The 19,396-nt window shown below is 58.9% G+C and carries 14 protein-coding genes; 7 read left to right on the plus strand and 7 right to left on the minus strand.

Translation table 11 applies throughout. The features are described from left to right. Positions 1 to 81: 81 nt before the first annotated feature. Together BLT47_RS05900 and BLT47_RS05905 are read right to left on the minus strand one after the other, a co-directional pair. The gene (locus BLT47_RS05900) at positions 82 to 810 is read right to left on the minus strand and encodes a GNAT family N-acetyltransferase (RefSeq protein ID WP_074662735.1); all 729 of its coding nucleotides are present in this window, start codon (positions 808 to 810) and stop codon (positions 82 to 84) included. Positions 811 to 971: 161 nt separating this feature from the next. Further along, positions 972 to 1,787 (minus strand): sulfite exporter TauE/SafE family protein, encoded by an 816-nt coding sequence (locus tag BLT47_RS05905; RefSeq protein WP_074662738.1) that lies wholly within the window; start codon positions 1,785 to 1,787, stop codon positions 972 to 974. A 531-nt stretch (positions 1,788 to 2,318) separates the two neighbouring features. Here BLT47_RS05905 and BLT47_RS05910 point away from each other — a divergent pair. Then, positions 2,319 to 3,704 (plus strand): N-acetylglucosamine-6-phosphate deacetylase, encoded by a 1,386-nt coding sequence (locus BLT47_RS05910; RefSeq protein WP_074662741.1) that lies wholly within the window; start codon positions 2,319 to 2,321, stop codon positions 3,702 to 3,704. 105 nt (positions 3,705 to 3,809) lie between these two features. On the opposite strand, the gene BLT47_RS05915 is transcribed toward BLT47_RS05910, so the two are convergent. Then, positions 3,810 to 4,445 carry a deoxynucleoside kinase gene (locus BLT47_RS05915; RefSeq protein ID WP_074662744.1) on the minus strand — a complete coding sequence of 212 codons (636 nt, stop codon included), beginning with the start codon at positions 4,443 to 4,445 and terminating at the stop codon, positions 3,810 to 3,812. 412 nt (positions 4,446 to 4,857) lie between these two features. Here BLT47_RS05915 and BLT47_RS05920 point away from each other — a divergent pair, with 412 nt between their 5' ends. From BLT47_RS05920 to BLT47_RS05935, 4 genes are all read left to right on the plus strand, one after another. Next, positions 4,858 to 5,982 carry an ABC transporter ATP-binding protein gene (locus tag BLT47_RS05920; protein WP_049619829.1) on the plus strand — a complete coding sequence of 375 codons (1,125 nt, stop codon included), beginning with the start codon at positions 4,858 to 4,860 and terminating at the stop codon, positions 5,980 to 5,982. 317 nt (positions 5,983 to 6,299) lie between these two features. Next, positions 6,300 to 6,938: a low molecular weight protein-tyrosine-phosphatase gene (locus tag BLT47_RS05925; protein ID WP_049619851.1), complete on the plus strand. Its 639-nt coding sequence runs from the start codon at positions 6,300 to 6,302 to the stop codon at positions 6,936 to 6,938. Positions 6,939 to 6,986: 48 nt separating this feature from the next. Next, positions 6,987 to 8,078, plus strand: a complete 1,092-nt coding sequence (locus BLT47_RS05930; protein WP_143021792.1) for a hypothetical protein — start codon at positions 6,987 to 6,989, stop codon at positions 8,076 to 8,078. A 128-nt stretch (positions 8,079 to 8,206) separates the two neighbouring features. Next, on the plus strand, positions 8,207 to 8,932 hold the full coding sequence (locus BLT47_RS05935) for a hypothetical protein (RefSeq protein ID WP_074662750.1): 726 nt from the start codon (positions 8,207 to 8,209) through the stop codon (positions 8,930 to 8,932). 83 nt (positions 8,933 to 9,015) lie between these two features. Here the strand turns inward: BLT47_RS05935 and BLT47_RS05940 are convergent, their stop codons facing one another. Then, positions 9,016 to 13,656, minus strand: coding sequence for a DUF3418 domain-containing protein (locus BLT47_RS05940; RefSeq protein WP_256332551.1), 4,641 nt, complete (start codon positions 13,654 to 13,656; stop codon positions 9,016 to 9,018). 520 nt (positions 13,657 to 14,176) lie between these two features. On the opposite strand from BLT47_RS05940, the gene BLT47_RS05945 reads away from it, so the two are divergent. Together BLT47_RS05945 and BLT47_RS05950 are read left to right on the plus strand one after the other, a co-directional pair. Next, positions 14,177 to 15,229 (plus strand): endonuclease/exonuclease/phosphatase family protein, encoded by a 1,053-nt coding sequence (locus tag BLT47_RS05945; RefSeq protein WP_049619825.1) that lies wholly within the window; start codon positions 14,177 to 14,179, stop codon positions 15,227 to 15,229. Between the two features lie 171 nt (positions 15,230 to 15,400). Continuing rightward, complete coding sequence (locus BLT47_RS05950; RefSeq protein WP_074662753.1) at positions 15,401 to 16,309, plus strand: trimeric intracellular cation channel family protein; 909 nt, start codon at positions 15,401 to 15,403, stop codon at positions 16,307 to 16,309. 127 nt (positions 16,310 to 16,436) lie between these two features. Here the strand turns inward: BLT47_RS05950 and BLT47_RS05955 are convergent, their stop codons facing one another. From BLT47_RS05955 to BLT47_RS05965, 3 genes are read right to left on the minus strand one after another with little or no spacing between them, the layout of a single operon-like run. Beyond that, entirely contained in the window at positions 16,437 to 17,276 is an 840-nt protein-coding gene (locus BLT47_RS05955) for an iron ABC transporter ATP-binding protein (protein WP_083330106.1), read from the minus strand. A 3-nt stretch (positions 17,277 to 17,279) separates the two neighbouring features. After that, entirely contained in the window at positions 17,280 to 18,419 is a 1,140-nt protein-coding gene (locus BLT47_RS05960) for an iron chelate uptake ABC transporter family permease subunit (protein WP_256332552.1), read from the minus strand. Beyond that, on the minus strand, positions 18,416 to 19,318 hold the full coding sequence (locus tag BLT47_RS05965; protein ID WP_244924589.1) for an ABC transporter permease: 903 nt from the start codon (positions 19,316 to 19,318) through the stop codon (positions 18,416 to 18,418). Before BLT47_RS05965 ends, BLT47_RS05960 begins: the two co-directional genes overlap by 4 nt. Positions 19,319 to 19,396: the final 78 nt, after the last annotated feature.

The following is a 19,396-nucleotide window of genomic DNA, read 5'->3' on the forward strand; positions in this document are numbered from 1 at the left end:
CCCGCAAATAGTAGCGGCTGCCGCTTATGCAATAGCCCGCCGCTTATGCAATAGCCCGCCGCTTATGCAATAGCCCGCCGCTTATGCGGGCGTTGCTTCGTAATCCGTGGGCACCTCGAAATCGGCAGGATCGTAATCGGAAGGGACATCCGTGAGGAGTCCCAAGGGTAGTTGTGCTGCCTCGGAGACATTACGCAAAGGATTGCGGATCTCCGATTCCGTGCCCGCATTCGAAAGTTCCGCGAGAGCAGGCGCAGCGGTAGCTTCGCGCTGACGCTTTTCCAGTTTCAGGCCGAGGATTTCGCGGGGTTGACCTTGCGCCGCACCCACCGGCCGGTATAACAAATGCGAAATTTCGGTTTCTGAAGCATTCCAGGAATGCGTGAAACCAGTCTGAATAAAACCAAGCTTTTCGTAGAAAGGCAACAGCCGGGGCACACAGTCCAAACGGATTTGGCGCAGGCCGCGCTCGCGGGCAATATCATCCAGGATTACAAAAAGCTGGCTGGCCAGCCCGCGCCCGCGATAGTCCGGATTCACCATGAGGGAATGCAAGTAGAGTGCCCGCACGCCATCCGGCCAAATAAGTGGATCTTCTTCTAGGATCCGTACCGCCAGGGCGATATGTGCGCCGTCGCGAATGCACCACCACTCACCATCCGCAACCAGGCGCGCAATTTCCTCCGCTGGCAAAGAACCGACAGGCCACTGTTCAATGCCTTCGGCTGCCATCGATTCCTCGATAACCCTGCGGATACGTGCCAATTCGGGCACATCCGCAGCGGTACACAGAGTCAAAACGGTTTCCATGCTCCACAGGGTACCGGCGTAGCGCCCTCGCCCATAGCCCGCCCGCCGTGAAAATTCCAACTTTGAGCGGCGGGAATAACTCGCTTTTAAGCGAAAATATAAGCATCTGGGTGCCTGCACAGGGGCGCGCGCCTCAGCCACCGAGCGATCTCGGCGCTGGTTTAGCCACCGAGCGCGGTAGAAATTGCCGTATACGCCGAAATTGCCAGCAAAAGTATCCCGAACACCGCGGTTAGTGCCCGGTTGGAAACTTTGCGCGTGAGCGGCCCGCCCAACATTCCGCCGAGCATTGAAGCCGCCGCGAACAGCAACAGTGCCGGCCAGGTTATCCCCGCAAAACCGTCCGGCAACCGTGCCAACAACCCGCTTACCGAAGTGATGACCATAATCAGCAAAGACGTGCCCGCAGCCAGCCGCATCTGCATGCCCATCATCACCAGTGCCGGCACGATAAGGAATCCGCCACCCACGCCAAACAGTCCCGTGAGCAGGCCGGTCACCAAAGCTACCAGTACGGTTTGTAAAATCTTGCGCCACGCGGAAGGGGGCGGGGTTCCCGAGTTTGCGGTATCTTCTGCAGTATTTTCTGCGGGATTTGCGGGGGTGCTTTTACCTGCGCGGGCGGCACGCCACAGCATAACGACGCCGACTACCGCCATGAGCCCGGCGAAAAGAAACATGAGCAGGCGGCCGCTAATCTGCGCGCCGAGGGCCGTGCCGGCAAGCGTGCCGAGAATACTCACCGCGGCGAAAATGAGGCCGCGGCTCCAGGCGACTTCACGGCGTCGTGCCCGGAAAAGTAGGGAACTGAGGGAGGTGAGCCCAACGACCACGAGGGAACCGGCCGCAGCAGTGTGCGGGCTGTAGCCTAAGAAAAATATGAGCGCCGGTACGGAAAGAATTCCACCGCCTGCCCCCAAAGCGCCTACTACGCCGCCAATCAGCAAGCCCACAAGTATCGCTTCCGCAATCAGCATCGGCTGGCCTCCTTTCGCGTGCGCAGCTGACTAGACAGATATCGCCAAGGGTAAATACCTCTAATACAGCCAAAAGGCTAACACTGCCAAAGGTAAATAGCGCCAAAGGCTAGTACTGCCCAGGAATGCAGTTATCGGGGGCAGGATACGCGCCGAAAATGTCTAGTTCGGAAATGCGGGGGAGGAAGGAATAGGACCAGCGGGTAGACGGGTGGGACGTTGCGGGCGTGGCACGCGGCACGGGCGGAAGTACGGCGCCGTTATCGAAAATCGGGAAGAATAGGAACTGAGCGAACAGTGCGGAAACGCTACCGGAAAACCGGGAAGAGAACGTTACCGGAAAACCGGGAAGAGAACGTTACCGGGAAACCGGGAAATGGACGCCGGCTGCGGAAGGCGGCGGAAACGGAACCGGGGTAGGTAGCGGAGAAGAAAACGCTTGGCGATCGGCGTGGCGGAAAGACGATCGGGGGCGGGCCCACGGCAAAGTTGCACGCGGGCACGGGCACTAAATAGAAGTGAGAAGCGAAAATGGAATTTCGGGGCACAACTTTTGACGGATACGGGCGCGAAGTCGGCCACGGCTTGCGGCTCAACAGTGCGGGCGAACTAAGCGAAGTTTTGGAACCCACCGGCCCGGGCGCGCCCGTCGCGCACACTCCGGCGCCGGCCACAACCTCAACTACAGAAACTACAGCAGCCTCCGCGCAGGTAGTGCGCGGGGCTTATATTGTGCCGGGCGTGGTGGACGTACATTGCCATGGCGGCGGTGGGTTCGGATTTTCCGATGATTACGAACCGGCGCAGATCGAAACCGCGATTGCTACGCATCTAGCGGGCGGAACTACCGCCATGTTTGCTTCCTTGGTTTCTTTGGCCGATCCGCTCCCGCAAATTCATGCTTTGGTGCCGTATTGCGAGGCGGGGCACCTAGCGGGCATCCATTTGGAGGGTCCCTATATTTCGGTGGAGAAAAAGGGCGCGCAAAACCCGGCGGTGATTCGCGATGCGAATCTGGAAGAGCTACGTAGCTGGTTGGAAGCCGGGCGCGGGTGGATCAAAACCATGACGATCGCCCCGGAAACCGGGAATGCGCGGGAAGCGGCCAAGCTACTGCTCGAATATGGAGCTGTGCCCAGCTGGGGGCATACGAATGCGGACGGGGAAACCGCGCGGGAACTGCTCGAAGTGACAATTACTGCGGCGGAAGGTCTGCCCGGTTTACGCAACCATCACGTGCCGCAAACTGCTACCCACTTGTTTAATGCGATGCCTGGGATTCAGCATCGGGCTCCCGGCCCGGTGCGCGAATACGTGCAAGCGGCACGGCGGGGCGAAATCGCGGTGGAACTCATCGCCGATAGCCACCATTTGTCTGCGGACCTAGTGGAAGACGTTTACCTCTACCTGGCCGGGCCGGCCTGCGAAGACGCGAAGGCTTGCTGCGGAGATACCGCTGGGCCCGGGGAAGCTCCCACCGGTGAGGAAGCGGAAACTTGCTGCGGAGACGCGAAGGCTTGCTGCGGTGGCGCGAGCGAAGCGGAAATCGTGCCGGGGGCTTTCTTCGTTACCGATTCTTTGGCGGCCGCGGGGCTAGGTTCCGGGCAGTACAAGCTGGGCGGGCTCGACGTCGAAATTCGGGATGGCGTGTGCTACTTGCTGGGCACCAATTCGATTGCTGGCGGGGCATCCGTACTTGCTGACCAGCTCGGACTCTTCGCCCGGCGCGGCCGCCTTTCCTTGCCGCAAGCGATTCGCGCCTGCGTGGCCGGCCCGGTCCACGCCCTTGGGCTCGACGCCGCCACCGGCGTCACGCTCACCTACGAACCCGGGAAGAAACCAAACTTCCTCGTACTCGACGAAGAATATCGCGTGACCCACGTAGTGCGCGAAGGTGAGCTGATTACGGGCCGCTAAATGCTAGTTACAGGCCGCTGAGCTAGAGCGCGCTGATCCCGGATTAGGCACAGGCTTAATCCGGGATCAGTTTTCGTGAAACGCGGGTTTTTAGAGTTTCGGTTTTTAGGGTTCGCGGATTTCGCGGAGTTTGGTTTCGATTAGGGAAAACACTTCCGCCCAATCCGCATCCTTAGCGACGTCGTACTTATCGGTATCTATCCGCATCTTGGGAGATTTATCGTAAGACTCGTACCAGGTGGCATATTCGCGCCGCAAAGTCTTGTAGTAATCGAGCAGGCTCGGATCGTGTTCAATCTGCTCAAAAGGACGGCCGCGGCGGCGAATATTTTCCAGCTCCCGCTCCAGCGAAATATCGAGATAAACCAGCAGGTCAGGAGCCTTTTTAGGCATACCTTCCAGTTCTTCCATCATATTCTCGAGCAGAGAATCGTAAACGGCGAACTCTTCTTCGCTAATATTGCCCGAATCGGTATTTACCTTCGTAAAAATTCGGTCTTCATAAATCGACCGGTCCAGCACGTTATTGTCGTGCACGAAAGCATCTTTAATCGAACGGAAACGACGGTTCAGGAAATGAATCTGCAAAGCAAAAGCATAGCGTTGCGGATTTTCGTAATACTTGACCAGGATCGGATTATCATCCACCGATTCGTAAAAGGCTTCCGAGCCCAAAGAATCGGCGAGTTTCTGGGAATACGTCGTCTTTCCGGAGCCAATAACTCCAGCGAATACAATCACCGTTTGGGGCCGCCTTCCTGCGTGCAATACAAATAAACACGGCCACTGCCGTGGCCGGGAAAACCCGGCCAGTGCCTGGCGCGGCAACCGGGATGCAAAAACGCCGGAGCCCGCACGGCGCGGGCACGGCTCGCCTCGCTTATGGTAATCCAGGCTCGCGCCCAGCGCCGTACCAAGCCCGCCACATTTTTCGGCGGCACCACAGGAAGCGGCCGCCCGCCTGAAAATGTACAGAAAAGCTGTGTGAAAAGCCTTCCAGAAGGCGGGACTTCATTTCCTTGCCGCCACGTGAAATGCCGTGGAATAATAGTTGAAGTTATGCACGGCATAACCGTGTCAGAGTTGACACTCGGGCACCTTTCACTCGGATCGTCCGGCACGTACCTGCCGGTGAAGGGACCATTGTATAAACATGGCTACAGTTACATTTGATCACGCAACCCGTATTTATCCCGGTTCGGATTCTCCGGCCGTAGATAACCTCAATCTTGATATTGCAGACGGGGAATTCCTAGTGCTCGTAGGGCCTTCCGGTTGCGGAAAATCAACGAGTTTGCGTATGCTCGCCGGCCTGGAAGACGTAAATTCCGGCCGCATTCTCATTGGTGATCGCGACGTAACAGACGTTGCTCCCAAGGATCGCGATATTGCGATGGTGTTCCAGAATTATGCGCTATACCCGCATATGACGGTACGGGAAAATATGGGCTTTGCGCTCAAGATCGCCAAGCGCCCGAAGGACGAAATCAATAAGCGGGTGGAAGAAGCTGCCCGTATTTTGGATTTGGAAGCCTACCTGGATCGCAAACCCAAGGCCCTTTCTGGTGGGCAAAGGCAGCGCGTAGCCATGGGCCGTGCCATCGTGCGTAAACCGCACGTATTCCTCATGGATGAACCGCTTTCCAATTTGGACGCAAAACTGCGCGTACAAACCCGTACCCAGATTGCTACTTTGCAACGTTCTTTGGGCACCACCACTTTGTATGTGACTCACGATCAGACCGAAGCGCTAACCATGGGAGACCGCATTGCTGTCCTCAACTTCGGGGTACTCCAGCAAGTAGGTAGCCCGGAAGAACTCTATGCCCGGCCCAAGAATGCTTTCGTGGCTGGATTTATTGGTTCGCCGGCTATGAACCTCGGCGTCTTCCGGGTGGAAGGCGAAGTGGCGAAGGTAGGCAATGGGCATATCCGCCTCCCGCGGGAAGTGATTGACGGCCTGACGGCCGAAGATAATAGCGAAGTAATCATCGGTATTCGGCCCGAAGCTTTCACCGGCCTTACCGAATCCGAAGCGCCCGATGCTTTGCCACTCAAGGTAGAAATGGTAGAAAACCTGGGTTCGGATAACTACGTGTACGGGCAGATTTCCGGGGAAAGCGAGCACAAGTTCGGTTCCGGTGATGATTCCGCACAAATGGTAGTGCGCGTACCTCCGCTCACGGCCCCGCGCATTGGCGAAACCGTGTGGGCAGTGCCGGATACCACGCAGTTGCACTTCTTCCACACCGCCGGTGGCCAAGAACGCATCCTCTAAGGAAAAGTCACGGTAGCGCGCAGCGGGTAACTAGTACGCGGCTGCCAAATAACGCGGCCGGCAAGTAGCGGGCGGCTGCTAAATAGCGCGGCCAGCACGTAGCGTGCGGCTGCTGAATAACGCGGGCGCCTAGACCGTTACATAGCGTGGCCGCCAAGCAATACGGTGTTACGACGCCGGTTTGCACCCGCCCGGGAGGTTTCGGGCCGGTTTGCAAACCGGCGTCGTCCCGTTGGGTGGAAGAAAAAGGTCCAACAAGTGGTCCGGTATGAAATACCTCGATTCGCGGGCGCGCTGGAGCAGGTACCATGGGCGTTATGACCGAACTTGCCAATCAGACCGGGGATATCTTGCGGAGGTTGCACGAGCGCCCGCAGATTCTTGTGGTTTGCACGGGAAACATTTGCCGCTCGCCCATGGGGGAAGTTGTTTTGCGTGAAAAATTGGCGCAGGCGCAGCTGGATATCCGCGTTGCGAGCGCGGGAGTTTCGAATGAAGAACACGGGCGTGGGATCTACCCGCCCGCGCAGCGAGCCCTGAAAGCTCGGGGGTACCCCACCCCGGAGCGCGCCGCGCACCGCGTTACGCAAAAAGAACTTGCCGAATCTGGGCTGATACTCGCTATGACAACCGGCCATGCTCGCGCCCTGAAACGTTTATTGGGCGCGGCCGGCCTAGATGAAGGTGCCATACATTTGTGGCGGGAATTTGACGGTTCCGGCCTGGGAATTTGCCCGCACGGCGTGTTTGGGCCGGGAGGTGTGCTCGAACCGAGCGAGGACGATATTCCCGCCCGGAAACGGCGCAATTCCAGTTCCGATTTCTACTATTCTTCGGGGCGCTGGGACGTATCAGATCCCTGGGGTGGGGCCGACGCCGAATTCGAAAAGACCCTAGACAGCGTCGAACAAGGGGCAAGCGGGATTGTGAACCTCCTGCTCGCCGCACGCGCATAAATGGGTGGGCCCGGCAAGCGGCGCCCCGCCGGCAATAACAAAAGAATTGTGATCGGCTGTGTAGCCGTCTTCGTGCTAGCACTGCTTTTCCTCCTAGCCGCCAAAGCATATTCGGTATATTCGCAAGAAAAGCGTTACACTCCGCGGGAAGTGGCGGAGCAGTACGTGAGCGCGATACGGGACGGCCGGGCCCTCGATGCCCTTGCCCTCTACGATCCATACACAGAAGGTGAAAACCGGGCCCTCCTTTCCAATGAGGTGTACGCGGCCACCCAGCGCCCCAGCTCGCTGGATATTACTGATGTTACGGAAACGCGCAAAGGGGTAGATGTTACCGTCCAGGCGGAACAAAACGGCAAAGCTTATACCGTGGTGATTTCTCTGGCCAAAGCGGAAACGGAAAACTCCTCCCGAACCGAATGGAAAATTACTTCCGGCTTTGCGGGAAGTATTAGGCTCGGCGAAACCGGTAAGGCTCGGCGCGTCAACGGCGTGCTCATAGATACCGCAGACGCCGCTGCGGGCACGGAACTGGCCGCCTTGCCCGGTATTTACAATTTCCAGCCCGCGCACAACGCGGCTAGCGGCGCTACGGACAGTGGCGCTGCGAATAGTGGCGCTGCAAATAGCTCGGATAGTAGCGCCGCGGATAGTAGCGCGGCGAATAGCGGCGCGATTTCTTATGTGACCTGGGAAGGGGATGCCTCACCGGAGGTCATTCCGGCCGGTTCTAATAAACCTGCGCGGGCGCGGATTGATTTGGAAGCGCGCAGCAATGACGCGGCTGGCCAGCGCGCCGTCGAACTGTTCCAAGAACGTATGCGTGACTGTATGGAAAAAACTTCCGCGCGGGCGGGCGGCAAATGCCCGAAGGCTTTGGACGTCTCACCCCTCGGGCAAGTGCAGAACGTGAAACGTACCTGGGTGGAAGAGCCGCGCGTTAGCTACGAGCTTTCCGGTATGGGTGGCAAGGTATTGGTAGAAGGAGGGATCATGCGCGCAGAATACGATTACCGATTCCTCTCGATTGGCGACTGGGAGCGCCAAGACGCCCGCGAAGAAAACATGTTCGGTACGGGGCGGAAACCGGCACGGTTCAATTTTTCCGTGCGCGACGACGGCGCAGTTTACCTCGACTAATACCGCGCCAATCGCGCTACGAGGATCACGCTACGGAGACTATGGGGATCGCGCTACGGAGAGACTACGGGGATCGCGCTACGGAGACCGGAAGAAAGTAACGGGAGAAAGCGAGGAATGAGGAGCTAATGGTACGGCCATATCTGGGAACACACGTGGTGGCGGAAGTGTGGGCGGCGGCCAAACGCGGGGCGAAACGGCCGATTGATCACGTGCGCCGGTGCACTACCGGTTTGCTGTGGGGCCTGCTCGTGGGCGAAGTTGTGGCTTTGATGTGGCTGAATTTCCGGCTTGCTTCCAGCGCGGGAATCACGCTGTTGGTTATTACGCTGCTGCTTTTGGCTGCGCTGGCATCGCCCTGGTGGTTGTGGCGCGATCCGAAACCGGGCCCGGGTGCAGATGTGGTGGCTCGCGTTTTGGGGACCGACGAATCCAGCGGGGTACGGACATACAAGAAAAGCCGCGGGAAAATGGCGGTGTTTCTTCCCGTCGTCGTCCGCCCGGTAGCCGAACAAGATGGTAGCGCCGACTTTCGTACCGTGGTGGCCGCGTACGGCAAAAACGATGGCAGTTTCCACGAATCAGCGCCCGGCACGCTCATGGCCCTACGCCAAATCGAACGCGGCTACGGAGAGCTCGAAAACTCGCCGGAGATTTCTCCGGAACAGCAAGAACTCATAGACAAACTGGCTCGCCGCCCCAAGCTCATGGCCAATAATCCGCCCGTTTTGCCTTTCAAAACCGGTTCCCTGGAACGTTCCGACTGGGTAGACCAACTCGAATGGTGGGGTGGGATTGCGGCCGGCGTGGCGGCCGGCATCGGCCTCGTGATCCTCTGCGGAAACTTCGCCTAACGGGCTTGCAGGGTTCCGGCGTGCAGCCGGCGCGGGACGCCGGAACCGCGGGCCACGGCAGGGCACCTCGCCTAGCGGTGGCGCTAGCGCTCTTCGGTTTCGAGTTCGGCGAGTTTGCGTTCGATCCGTTTCACAGAAACCTTGCCCTTGGTACCGAGCTGCTGAGCGAACAGGGAAACTCGCAGTTCCTCCACCATCCATTTCGCTTCTTCCAAAATCCGGGCGGCCCGCGGCGAATATTCTTGGTACTCCAGTTTTTGCCGGGCACGCGCGATTGCCTCGCGCGCTTCTTGCACTTGCCAAGCCAAAGAATCATCGCCGAGCGGATTATATTGGGCCTTTTCGATCCGGTATTTTGCGGCTTGCAGGTAGCGCGGCAAATCCCAGAACCGTTCCGGCGGGGTAGCGGCCACAAAATTCGGCGGCATCAAAGTATTCATATGTTCGCGTTCATCGGCCACAGTAGCCAACAAAGCCACCGAGGAAGATTCGCGAATCAGCTTCTCCACTTCCGCCCAAGCCTGCGTGGCCTGCGCGGCGCCTTGCGCGAGCAAAAACACTTCGTCTTCAAACTCGTCCCGCGCCCACAAAGTCAATTCCGTGAACTGGCTCCCGGAACGAATATCTGCCACCGTAAGATCCTGGCTTTTCGCCCAGCGTAACGCCAAGTTGCGCGTAGCCGCCCACTGCAAATCCGCCACCAGCGCACTGGTCGAAGCTGCCGGAGAAGCCGCTAACAGCAGCGAAGTTTCCCCATCCCAGCGGGAAGTAATCCGCGCCTCCGGGAGGGCCAAAGTATTCGCCGCCAAACGGATCACGCCGCCGCGGTGTACCCGTACCTGTTCCCCGGGGGAGGCGACGACGTCCAAATACACCTTGCCTTCCCGGTCCGCCAAAGCCGGATAAGCCCGCACCACTGTGCCATGCGGTCCGGCAGTTTCCAATACGAGCGGAAGCTTGCCATCCGCAGCAGAAGCATCCGACGCGGAAGAAAGCGTGGCAGAAGCACCCGTAGCGGAGGAAGGCATGGCAGAAGCACCCGTAGCGGAGGAAGGCGTGGCAGAAGCATCCGACGCGGAAGAAGGCGTGGGCCACTGCGTGAGCGGCTCCTCGCTCTGCGTGGCCACCGGGAGGCTACGCCGCGCTTCGTCTAGAGCTTGGGCCACGGCCCCGGCCACCACGGTTTCTACCGCGTGCTGGGATTGCGGGGCCAGATCGTGCTTGAGTTTTTCTAAAGAACTACCTTCCTCGAGGACGGCACCCCGTTCAGACACAATCCGGAAATGCATCCGCAAATGCTCGGGCAAATCCAGTTCCGCCCAGGCGGCGTCGTCGATCTCTACGCCCCGCAAACGCAAAGCGACCTGCGTGAAAGCTTCCCGGAAACTCGGAGCACCGGCCTGCCCGTGGGCCACATCCTCCCACGCGGGTAAGAGCGGCAAGATTTCGCGCGCAGTATCGGGGGCGGGAACCAGTTGGCGGCGCACGCGTTTCGGTAGACCGCGGATCGTGCCGATCACAAGCTCATCGAGCATTCCGGGCACGAGCCAATCAAAACCGGCTTCCGTAACCTGCGGCAATACCGAAACCGGGATTTCCACAGTGATTCCATCCGCGTAAGAATCCGGGGAGAAACTATATTCCAGCGGGAAGGTTAGTTCGCCTTGCTGCCACTGGCCCGGATAGTCGTCTGCCGCGGCGCTTTGCCCGCCCAGTAAGAATTCTTGCGTGAAATCCAGAAGATGTTCGTTCTCTTGGCGGGCTTTCTTCCACCAAGAATTAAAATGCCCGGCAGAAACCACGTGCTGGGGGATCCGCTCCGCATAAAACTTGGCCCGCGCAGACTCATCAGCCACCAGCCCATGTTGGCGTAGTTTCGATTCGGTTTCATATGCCTGGGCAAGTGCTTCCTGGTTGCGGTCTTGGAAATCGTGCCGGCCGCGCCAATCACCTTCCACCAGAGCGTGTTCAATAAACATGCTCCGGGCAAGTTCTCGGCCGCCGGGCGTACCGGTTTTGGAAAGCAAAACCGGCCGGTCAGCAATGAGCGTGAGCCCATACAGGGTCACTTTTTCTTTGCACATGGCGGCCCCGGCGCGGCTGCTCCAATACGGGTCTGAATAGGAGCGGCGCACCAGATTCTTCGCGGCCGGTTCCACCCATTCGGGTTTGATGGCCGCCACCGTGCGCGCAAACAGGCGGGAAGTTTCCACCAGTTCAGCGGCCATGACCCAGGCCGGGGTGCGCCGGTGCAAACCAGAACCGGGCCAAATCACAAAATGCGTGCCCCGCGCCCCGGCATAATCGCGCGTGCGTTCCCGATAGTTCCCAATATTCGAAAGCAAACCCACCAGTAAAGACCGGTGGATAGCGCCCGCTTCCGGAGTATCGGCGCTCCGGCCCAAAGTGCGGCAAGCTTCCGCCACCGCGGCCGCTTGCGGCGTACCTCCCGGATTACCCGCGCCAAGATCATTAGTAATCGCCTCCTGTATCTCGGCAGGACTGGGCAGAGCCAAACGGCGGATTCTGATTCCTAACGGGCGGCACATTTCTTCCAGTTGGTTTACGACGTCGCACCACTCCCGGAAACGCAGATAGTTCAGAAACTCGGCACGCATGAGACGCCGGAAAGCAGCGCCCGAAAGTTCGCGTTGCTGGGTGCGCAGGTAACGCCACAAAGTGAGGTAGGAAAGGAAATCGGAAGAAGCAGCGTTGAACCGGGCATGATACTGATCGGCCGCTTGCCGCTTTTCGGTGGGCCGTTCCCGCACGTCTTGCACGGAAAGTGCGGCCACGATAACCAGCACTTCGGAAGCACAACCGTTACTTTCCGCTTCGATCAACATGCGGCCCAGCCGCGGGTCGATCGGGAGGCGGGCGAGCCGGTGCCCAACCTTCGTGAGTTTGCGTTGGCCGCCCCGCGAGGCCGGGGTAATCGCATCAATTTCTTCCAATAGTTGGACGCCGGCCGCCACGGCTTGCCGTTCCGGCGGGTCAATGAACGGGAACTCTTCCACGCTTCCCAAGTTGAGGGAAAGCATTTGCAAAATCACGCTGGCCAGGGAAGTACGCTGAATTTCCGGTTGCGTGAACTCGGGGCGCGCCTGGAAATCTACTTCCGAATAGAGGCGGATCGCAATTCCATCTTCCACCCGCCCGCACCGGCCCGAACGCTGATTAGCGGAAGCTTGGGAAATCGGTTCAATGGGAAGCCGCTGCACCTTGGTTTTATTCGAATACCGGGAAATGCGGGCGGTTCCCGGGTCGATCACGTACTTGATGCGCGGCACGGTAATCGAAGTTTCGGCGATATTCGTGGCCAAAATGATACGCGGGAGCGGGCCGGGGTGGAAAATCCGGTTCTGCTCCTGATTAGACATGCGGCCAAAAAGGGGCAGCACTTCCACGGCGCCAGGCACTGAAGATTTCTCCCCCGGCGCCACATATTTGGGTCCGAACTCGTCTTGGAAAGCGCGCACGGTATCCCGAATCTCGCCCTCCCCGGAAAGGAAAACGAGAATATCTCCCGGCCCTTCCGCCAACAGTTCTTCCGCGGCCTCAATAATGCCGGTGACCTGGTCTTTTGCGTCCGCCCGGCCGGGGGTAGCAGGTTTGTTTACCGCGGGGGTAGCGGCCGTGGGTCTGTTTGCCGCGGGCGCAGTACCGACGCCGCTGGCAGAGCGGTTCGCAGCGTTCCCGGTAGCACGGTCGGTGCCGGGGTGTGCGGCGTCGTGCTCGGGAGCGGGCGTGAGTTCATCTTCGGGGGCGAGCGGACGATAGCGGATTTCTACCGGGTAGGTACGCCCGGAAACTTCGACGATCGGTGCCAGCTCGCCGGCCTTCCCGCGGTATTGGTGCTGGCCAAAATGCTCCGCGAACCGGCGGGTATCAATCGTGGCGGAGGTGATGATTACTTTAAGGTCGGGGCGTTGGGGGAGGAGGCGAGCCAGGTAGCCGAGGATGAAGTCGATATTGAGGGAGCGTTCGTGCGCTTCGTCGATGATGAGCGTGTCGTAGCGTAAAAGTTGCGGGTCGGACTGGATTTCGTTGAGGAGGATCCCGTCCGTCATAAGTTTCACGAGAGTTTCACGTGAAACTTCTTCGGTGAACCGCACTTGGAAACCGATCGTTTGGCCTACTTTTTGGCCAAGTTCGTGCGCGATGCGTTCCGCTACGGATCGGGCCGCGATACGGCGCGGCTGGGTGTGGCCGATCATTTTTTCGACGCCGCGGCCCAGCTCCAAACAGATTTTGGGCAGCTGCGTGGTTTTCCCGGAGCCGGTTTCGCCCGCCACAATCACCACTTGGTTTTCGGCAATGGCCTGCTTGATCTCTTCCCGGCGCGCCGAAACTGGAAGTTCGGCCGGGTAGGTGATTTCGGGCAGGGAGGCGCGGCGCGCCGCGATTTCTTGCGGGCTAAAAGCGCGCGGCACGCGCGGGCGGCGTGCCTGGCCCTGGCCGCTGCTCTGGCCTTTGCCCCGAGCTTTACGGCGGCGCTGGCCCGGCCGGCCTGATTTTTGGCCGCGGCTAGTTGGCGGCTGTTCGTGGCTGGTTTGGCTCTGGCCGGTTTTACTGCGGCCGCGGTTAGTCGGCGGCTGCGTGCGGGGAACCGGCTTTTGACCGCGGTGGGACTGGCCGCGCGAGCGTTGATCGCGTGGATTTTGGCTGGTTTGCATATTGCGGCGGGCGGGACGCTCGCCAGAAAGATCGGATTCGTGTGTCATACCTGCCGGCATTATCCCACGCCCAGCCCAGAACTCCTAGATTATCCGGCGAAGGGAACACCGCGCGCCGCGTGCGAGCTGGCCGGCGTGGCTGCTAGTAGCGAGCCGTCTAGTTTGAGGAACAGGTGCCGCGCACGAGCTGGCCGGCGCAGCAAATACTGCTTACCTGGTAACCGCGGATTTAGTGGCTGGCAACCGGAACCGCGGAATTGGTGTTTGGTGGGTAGAACCTAAACCGCGGAATTAGTTGTTTGGCGGGTGGAACACAAACCGCGGAATTGGTTGTTTGGCGGGTGGAACACAAACCGCGGAAATGGTTGTTTGGCGCGCAGAGCACAAACCTCGGAACTGGTGGGGAGCAGTGGGTTCCGCAGAGTGTGGTACAGGTAGCGCGAGTGGTTTCTCACCCGGCCGGTAGAGTTTGGGTAGATTGCGAGAACTGCGAGATAACGGCGGAATAATGCGGCGGGATGCGAATTAGCCGCGTGGCCGCTACGGAAAACCCTGTGAAGGAGGGCCGATGATAAGGAAAGTACTGGGGATTGTTATCACCGTGCTACTTGTGGCCTTCGTGATATGGACGGTTAATCCGGCCTGGTTCGGCCCGAAATTTGCCGAACTTGCGCTCACCGCTCCTGCCGCCCAGGTTATTGCCATGCGGGGGATGATCACGGTGGGATTCGTAGCGCTCGCGGCCATCTTTGCACTTTTTGGGGCGGTGTTCCGCGTACTGCGCGGGCGCGGCACCATGAGCCTCACCCTCGCCGTCGTGTTCCTAGCTGGAGCAGTTTTCCACGGCCTGGTGATATTTGACCGGGGGTATAGCGCTCCGGCGTCGGAAACTAGTGAACCGCTACTACAAACCGCGGCCGCGGGAGACCTCACCACTTTGCAATACAACACGCGCGGCGGGAATGTGCCGCTCGATAAAATCGCGGAACTAATCGTAAACAACGACGTCAAAGCGGTTTCGCTCCCGGAAACTTCCACCGAATACGGCCGCGAATTGGTGGCGCAATTAGCCGCCCAGGGCCTGCATTTCCAGCAGTTTGACCACAATATTTCCCGGTATGAATCCGATTGGTACTCCACCGTTTTGCTAATTTCCGCGGATCTTGGCGAATACGCGGAGGTTTCGGTGCCGGGGGCCGATGGGAACGCCGCGCGTTATATCGTGGCAGCCGCCCCGGTGGCTGGAGTCAGTGCCACGGCACCCGAATTTGTGGCCGCACATCCAATCACGCCGGTGCAAAAACTTATGGAGCAATGGCGGACCACTACCGGGGTGCTGTATGAGCTGTGTACGAGCCAGCCAGAGGCCATAATCATGGGGGATTTCAATTCCACTGCAGACCACCAGCGCTTGGCCGGCTATAGGAGTTGCCATGATCTGGGCCGGCAGGCTGGCATTGCTGGAACCGGAACCTGGCCCACGGTGCTTCCTGCCTTCCTGGCTTCTCCGATTGACCGCGTTATTACCGGTTCGGAAAACTGGCAGGGCGTAGCCGGGCAAGTGGTAGACGCGGGCGGCTCGGACCACCGCGGGATACTGGTCCGCCTCCGCGCCAAATAAAGACTAGCCGCCGCCAAAGCTATCCGCCGCCAAAGCTATCCGCCGCCAAAGCTATTCGCCGCTAAAGCTATCCGCCGCTAAGCGCGCCGGGAAACAGGCCTATTGTTTGGTTTGGGTGCGATTTGTAGAACGTTCCCGCCTGGGAGGGGTTCTAGCAACTAAACTTTCGTTGTGTCCATAGATTTGTCTGCGCTATACCCGGTTGTTTTCAACACCTTGGATATCGGTGGGGTATTTGTGGCGGCCGTGCTTGGGGGCATGGTAGCGCGCGAGAAACACTTCGACGCCGTGGGTTTCGTGGTGGTGGCGATTATGAGCGCGCTCGGCGGCGGCATGATCCGCGATGTCCTCATCGCAAATGGCCCGAACCTGCATCAACCGCCCGTTGCCCTCACCAATCCGCTGTATTTACCAATGGCTTTGTTGGGCGCCGCGGTGGCGTACCTGATCCGCGTGCACGGGAAGTGGATTATGCGTTCCATGACGGTTATGGACGCTTTCGTTATTGGGGCGTGGACCGCTACCGGGGTAACGAAAACGCTCGACGCCGGTTTTTCTTACGTACCAGCGGCGATGATGGGCGTTATCACCGCGGTGGGTGGCGGGATGGTCCGCGATATTATGGTGGGCCGCACGCCCGTAATTTTCGGCGGTAATACTTTATATGCCACGGCTTCCGTGATTGGCACTATTCCCGCCTCGATTTTCTGGTATGTGCATATGCCGAGCGTGGGCATGGTGGTTACTACGTGCATTACCGCGGGAGTGGCGATTTTGGCCCGCTACCGCGGATGGAAGCTGCCGCAAAATCGGGACTATTCGGTGAACGATACGCTGGCGAAAGTTTCCAGTTCGCTCAGTGCCCGGCTGGCGGTGCTTCGTTCGGAGGAGCGCCGCGCGCAAGTTAGAGCCGAACGGCAGGCGCGGGCCACTCGCCGGCGCAACCAATCAAAACGGTCTTTACGGCAAATGGCTCAGCATCGCAAGACCCAGCAAAACAACAAATCCACGCAAAACAATAGTGGTGAAAACTCGCGGAAAAATCGCAATGCTGAAAACCGCAATGCTGAAAGCAGCTAGCCACCAACCACGCGGGCACCAAGTACTCGGGCACCAAGTACGCGGGGTTTAGCCACAAACTACGCGGGCATCAAGTACGCGGGCGTGGCTGAACCTGCCCCAAGTACGGGAGTCGGCAGTTGCCGGGTTAGTAGATGGCAACCCGGCCGCGGTGGGTATCGACGACGTCTATATCGGCGTCGAAAACATTGGACAAACGGCACGGGCTCATGATTTCTTCCGGGGTGCCGGAGTCACACACCACGCCATCACGTAGGGCAATAATTTGGTCCGAATACCGGGAAGCAAAATTGATGTCGTGCAAGACGAGCACGATGGTGCGGCCCAGTTCATCGGCGGCGCGGCGCAAGTGCCGCATCATGTGTACCGAATGGGAAATGTCGAGGTTGTTGAGCGGTTCGTCCAAGAGTACGAAGTCGGTTTCTTGGGCGAGCACCATGGCCACATAGGCACGTTGCCGCTGCCCGCCCGAAAGTTGGTCTAGATAGCGGTCTTCGAGTTTGCCGAGCTGCAAGAAATCAATATAGCGAGAAATGATTTCTTCATCTTCCGGGGTGAGCCGGCCCTTCGAATACGGGAAGCGGCCAAATCCCACCAGCTGGCGCACGGTAAGCCGAGTAACGAAGTGGTTTTCCTGTTTGAGGATCGCCAAGGTGCGGGCGAAACGATTCGAGTTCGCCCGGGTCACGTCCATTCCTGCTACCTCAATGCGGCCCTCATCGAAAGGTAAAAGTCGGCCGATCATGGTGAGCAAAGTGGATTTGCCGGCCCCGTTCGGGCCGATCAAAGAAGTGAGGCCGCCCGGTTTAATTTCCAGGTCAAAAGGCCCGATCACCACATCCGAACGGTAGCGTTTCACCACGCCTTCCACACAAATGCCAGAGCTTGGGCCTGCAGCGGGCTGGGCAGAAACCGCGGAATCGGTGTGCGGGGTGGAGGAGGGAGCGGGGGATACGGCGTCGTGCATGATTTACAACCTGCCTCTCTTAAGAACGACGATGAGGAAGAAAGTGCCGCCAACGAGTTCGATAATGATAGAAACCACGCCTTCCGCGTAGAACACGTTTTGCATAATCACGTAGGCACCCACGAGCAGGGTATAACCGATCGCTACGACCATCGGGAAGAGGAACCGGTGGTCGTAGGTCTCGGCAGCTTGATAGGTCAGGGTGGCGGCGAGGAAACCGAAGAAGGTCATGGGGCCCACGAGGGCCATAGATACGGAGACGAGCATGGCCACTAAAGTCAGCGTCCACATCAAGGCCCGCGTGTGGTTCACGCCCAGGTTGATAGCGACGTCGCGGCCCAGCGAAACCGTGTTGAGCCGGCGTGCATACACAAACAGCAATATTGCGGCCACGGTAGCCAGGCCGATCGCGGCCGGTAGTTCATCGGTTTTTGCATTCGCGATCGAACCGAACATGCGGGCGCTCAACACATCAAACTCGGAAGGGCTAAGCAACCGCTGAATAAAAGTAGAAAGGGAACGCAAGCCGGTGCCAATAATGATCCCGACCAGCAACATAATGTGCAGGTTCCCCATTCTTCCGCCCAACAGCCAGCTGTAGAGCGCCACGGCTAGGGCCACCATGAGAGCTACTTGCGCGAGGAATGCCCCTGTGCCTTGGAAAGCCACAAACCCGGCCACCCCGAAGATGAAAATCACGCTCGCCTGCAAGGCTGAATATAGAGATTCAAAACCCATAATCGCCGGGGTCAAAATGCGGTTATTCGTCACGGTTTGGAAAGCCAATGTAGACATACCCTGGCAGACCGCCACGAGCAACATAACGACCAGGGTTTTAGCGCGGCGGTTCGCAATAATCGTCCACGCCTGCGTGCCCGGCTCGGCAATATTGCCAATAGTTACGTGCAAAACCGAAAAAACCAGGCCGGCAATAATCATTGCCACCAATATCGTCCAGTAAATAATCCGGGCGCGCCGGCTCGCAAAAGTTGCGGTGCCGCGGCGCGGGCGGGCGGGAGCCGGAGCTTGGGTGGCTGCTGGATTCTGGGCGGCTGCCGCGGTTTTCTGGGTAGGCGCGGGCGGATTTGCCTTTGCGGCGGTAGTCGAAGTAGTGGCCGGTGCGGCGTCGTCGTACTTTTTCACTGCAACCTCCCCCGGCGCGAAACGATAAGCAACACGAAAACGGCGGAGCCCAAAATCCCCAAAATGAGCGAAACGGGGATTTCGAAGGGGGCGATGAGTGTGCGCGAGAGTAGATCGCAAGCAGTGATCGTGGCCGCACCGCCCACGCATACCCACGGAAGATTCGAGCGCAGATCATCCCCGCGCACTAAAGAAATCACGTTCGGCACGATGAGTCCGAGGAAGGGCAAGTTTCCTACCACCACGGTGACCACGCCGGATGCGGCAGCCACCACCGCGGTTCCGGCGAGCATCATCGCGTTATAGTTCAGGCCCACGTTGGTGGCGACGTCGCTTCCCAGCCCGACGACGGTAAGACGGTCGGCGAGGAGGAAAATCAGCACGGTGACCACGAGCGCAATCCACAGCGGTTCATAGCGGCCCCGTACCATCGGCGCGAAACTGCCTTGGAACCAGGTAGAAAGGTTTTGCAAAACGTCGAAACGCAAAGCAAGGAAAGTAGAAATAGAGGAGACGACGGCGCCGATCATCATGCCAATAATCGGGACGATCACGGAACTGCGCAAAGTTACGCGGCGCAAAAATAGCAAGAAAATAAGCGTGGCGGCGAAAGCAAAAATAATCGAGCCGAGCATACGCGTCACCACCGAAGCGTCCGGCCACAGCAGCATTACGATCAGCAAACCTAAACCGGCCCATTCGGTAGTGCCGGTGGTGGAAGGCTCCACGAATTTATTTTGGGTAAGGAGCTGCATTACCAAGCCGGCCAGGCTCATGGCGATACCGGAAAGTACCAGCGCGGCCGTGCGGGGGAAGCGCGTAATCCAAAACATTTCCTGCCCGTCTGGCTGGGAAAGATCATAAGCGCCGGTAGTGAGCGAAAGGTAGAGCAAACCCACGAGGGCAATACAAGCGATAAGGAAGCTCCACCCGAGTGGCCGGCGCGAAGAACGCGGCGGTGTGGTTTTGGTTTTAGC

This window comes from Actinobaculum suis, assembly GCF_900102025.1.
Lineage (GTDB): Bacteria > Actinomycetota > Actinomycetes > Actinomycetales > Actinomycetaceae > Actinobaculum > Actinobaculum suis.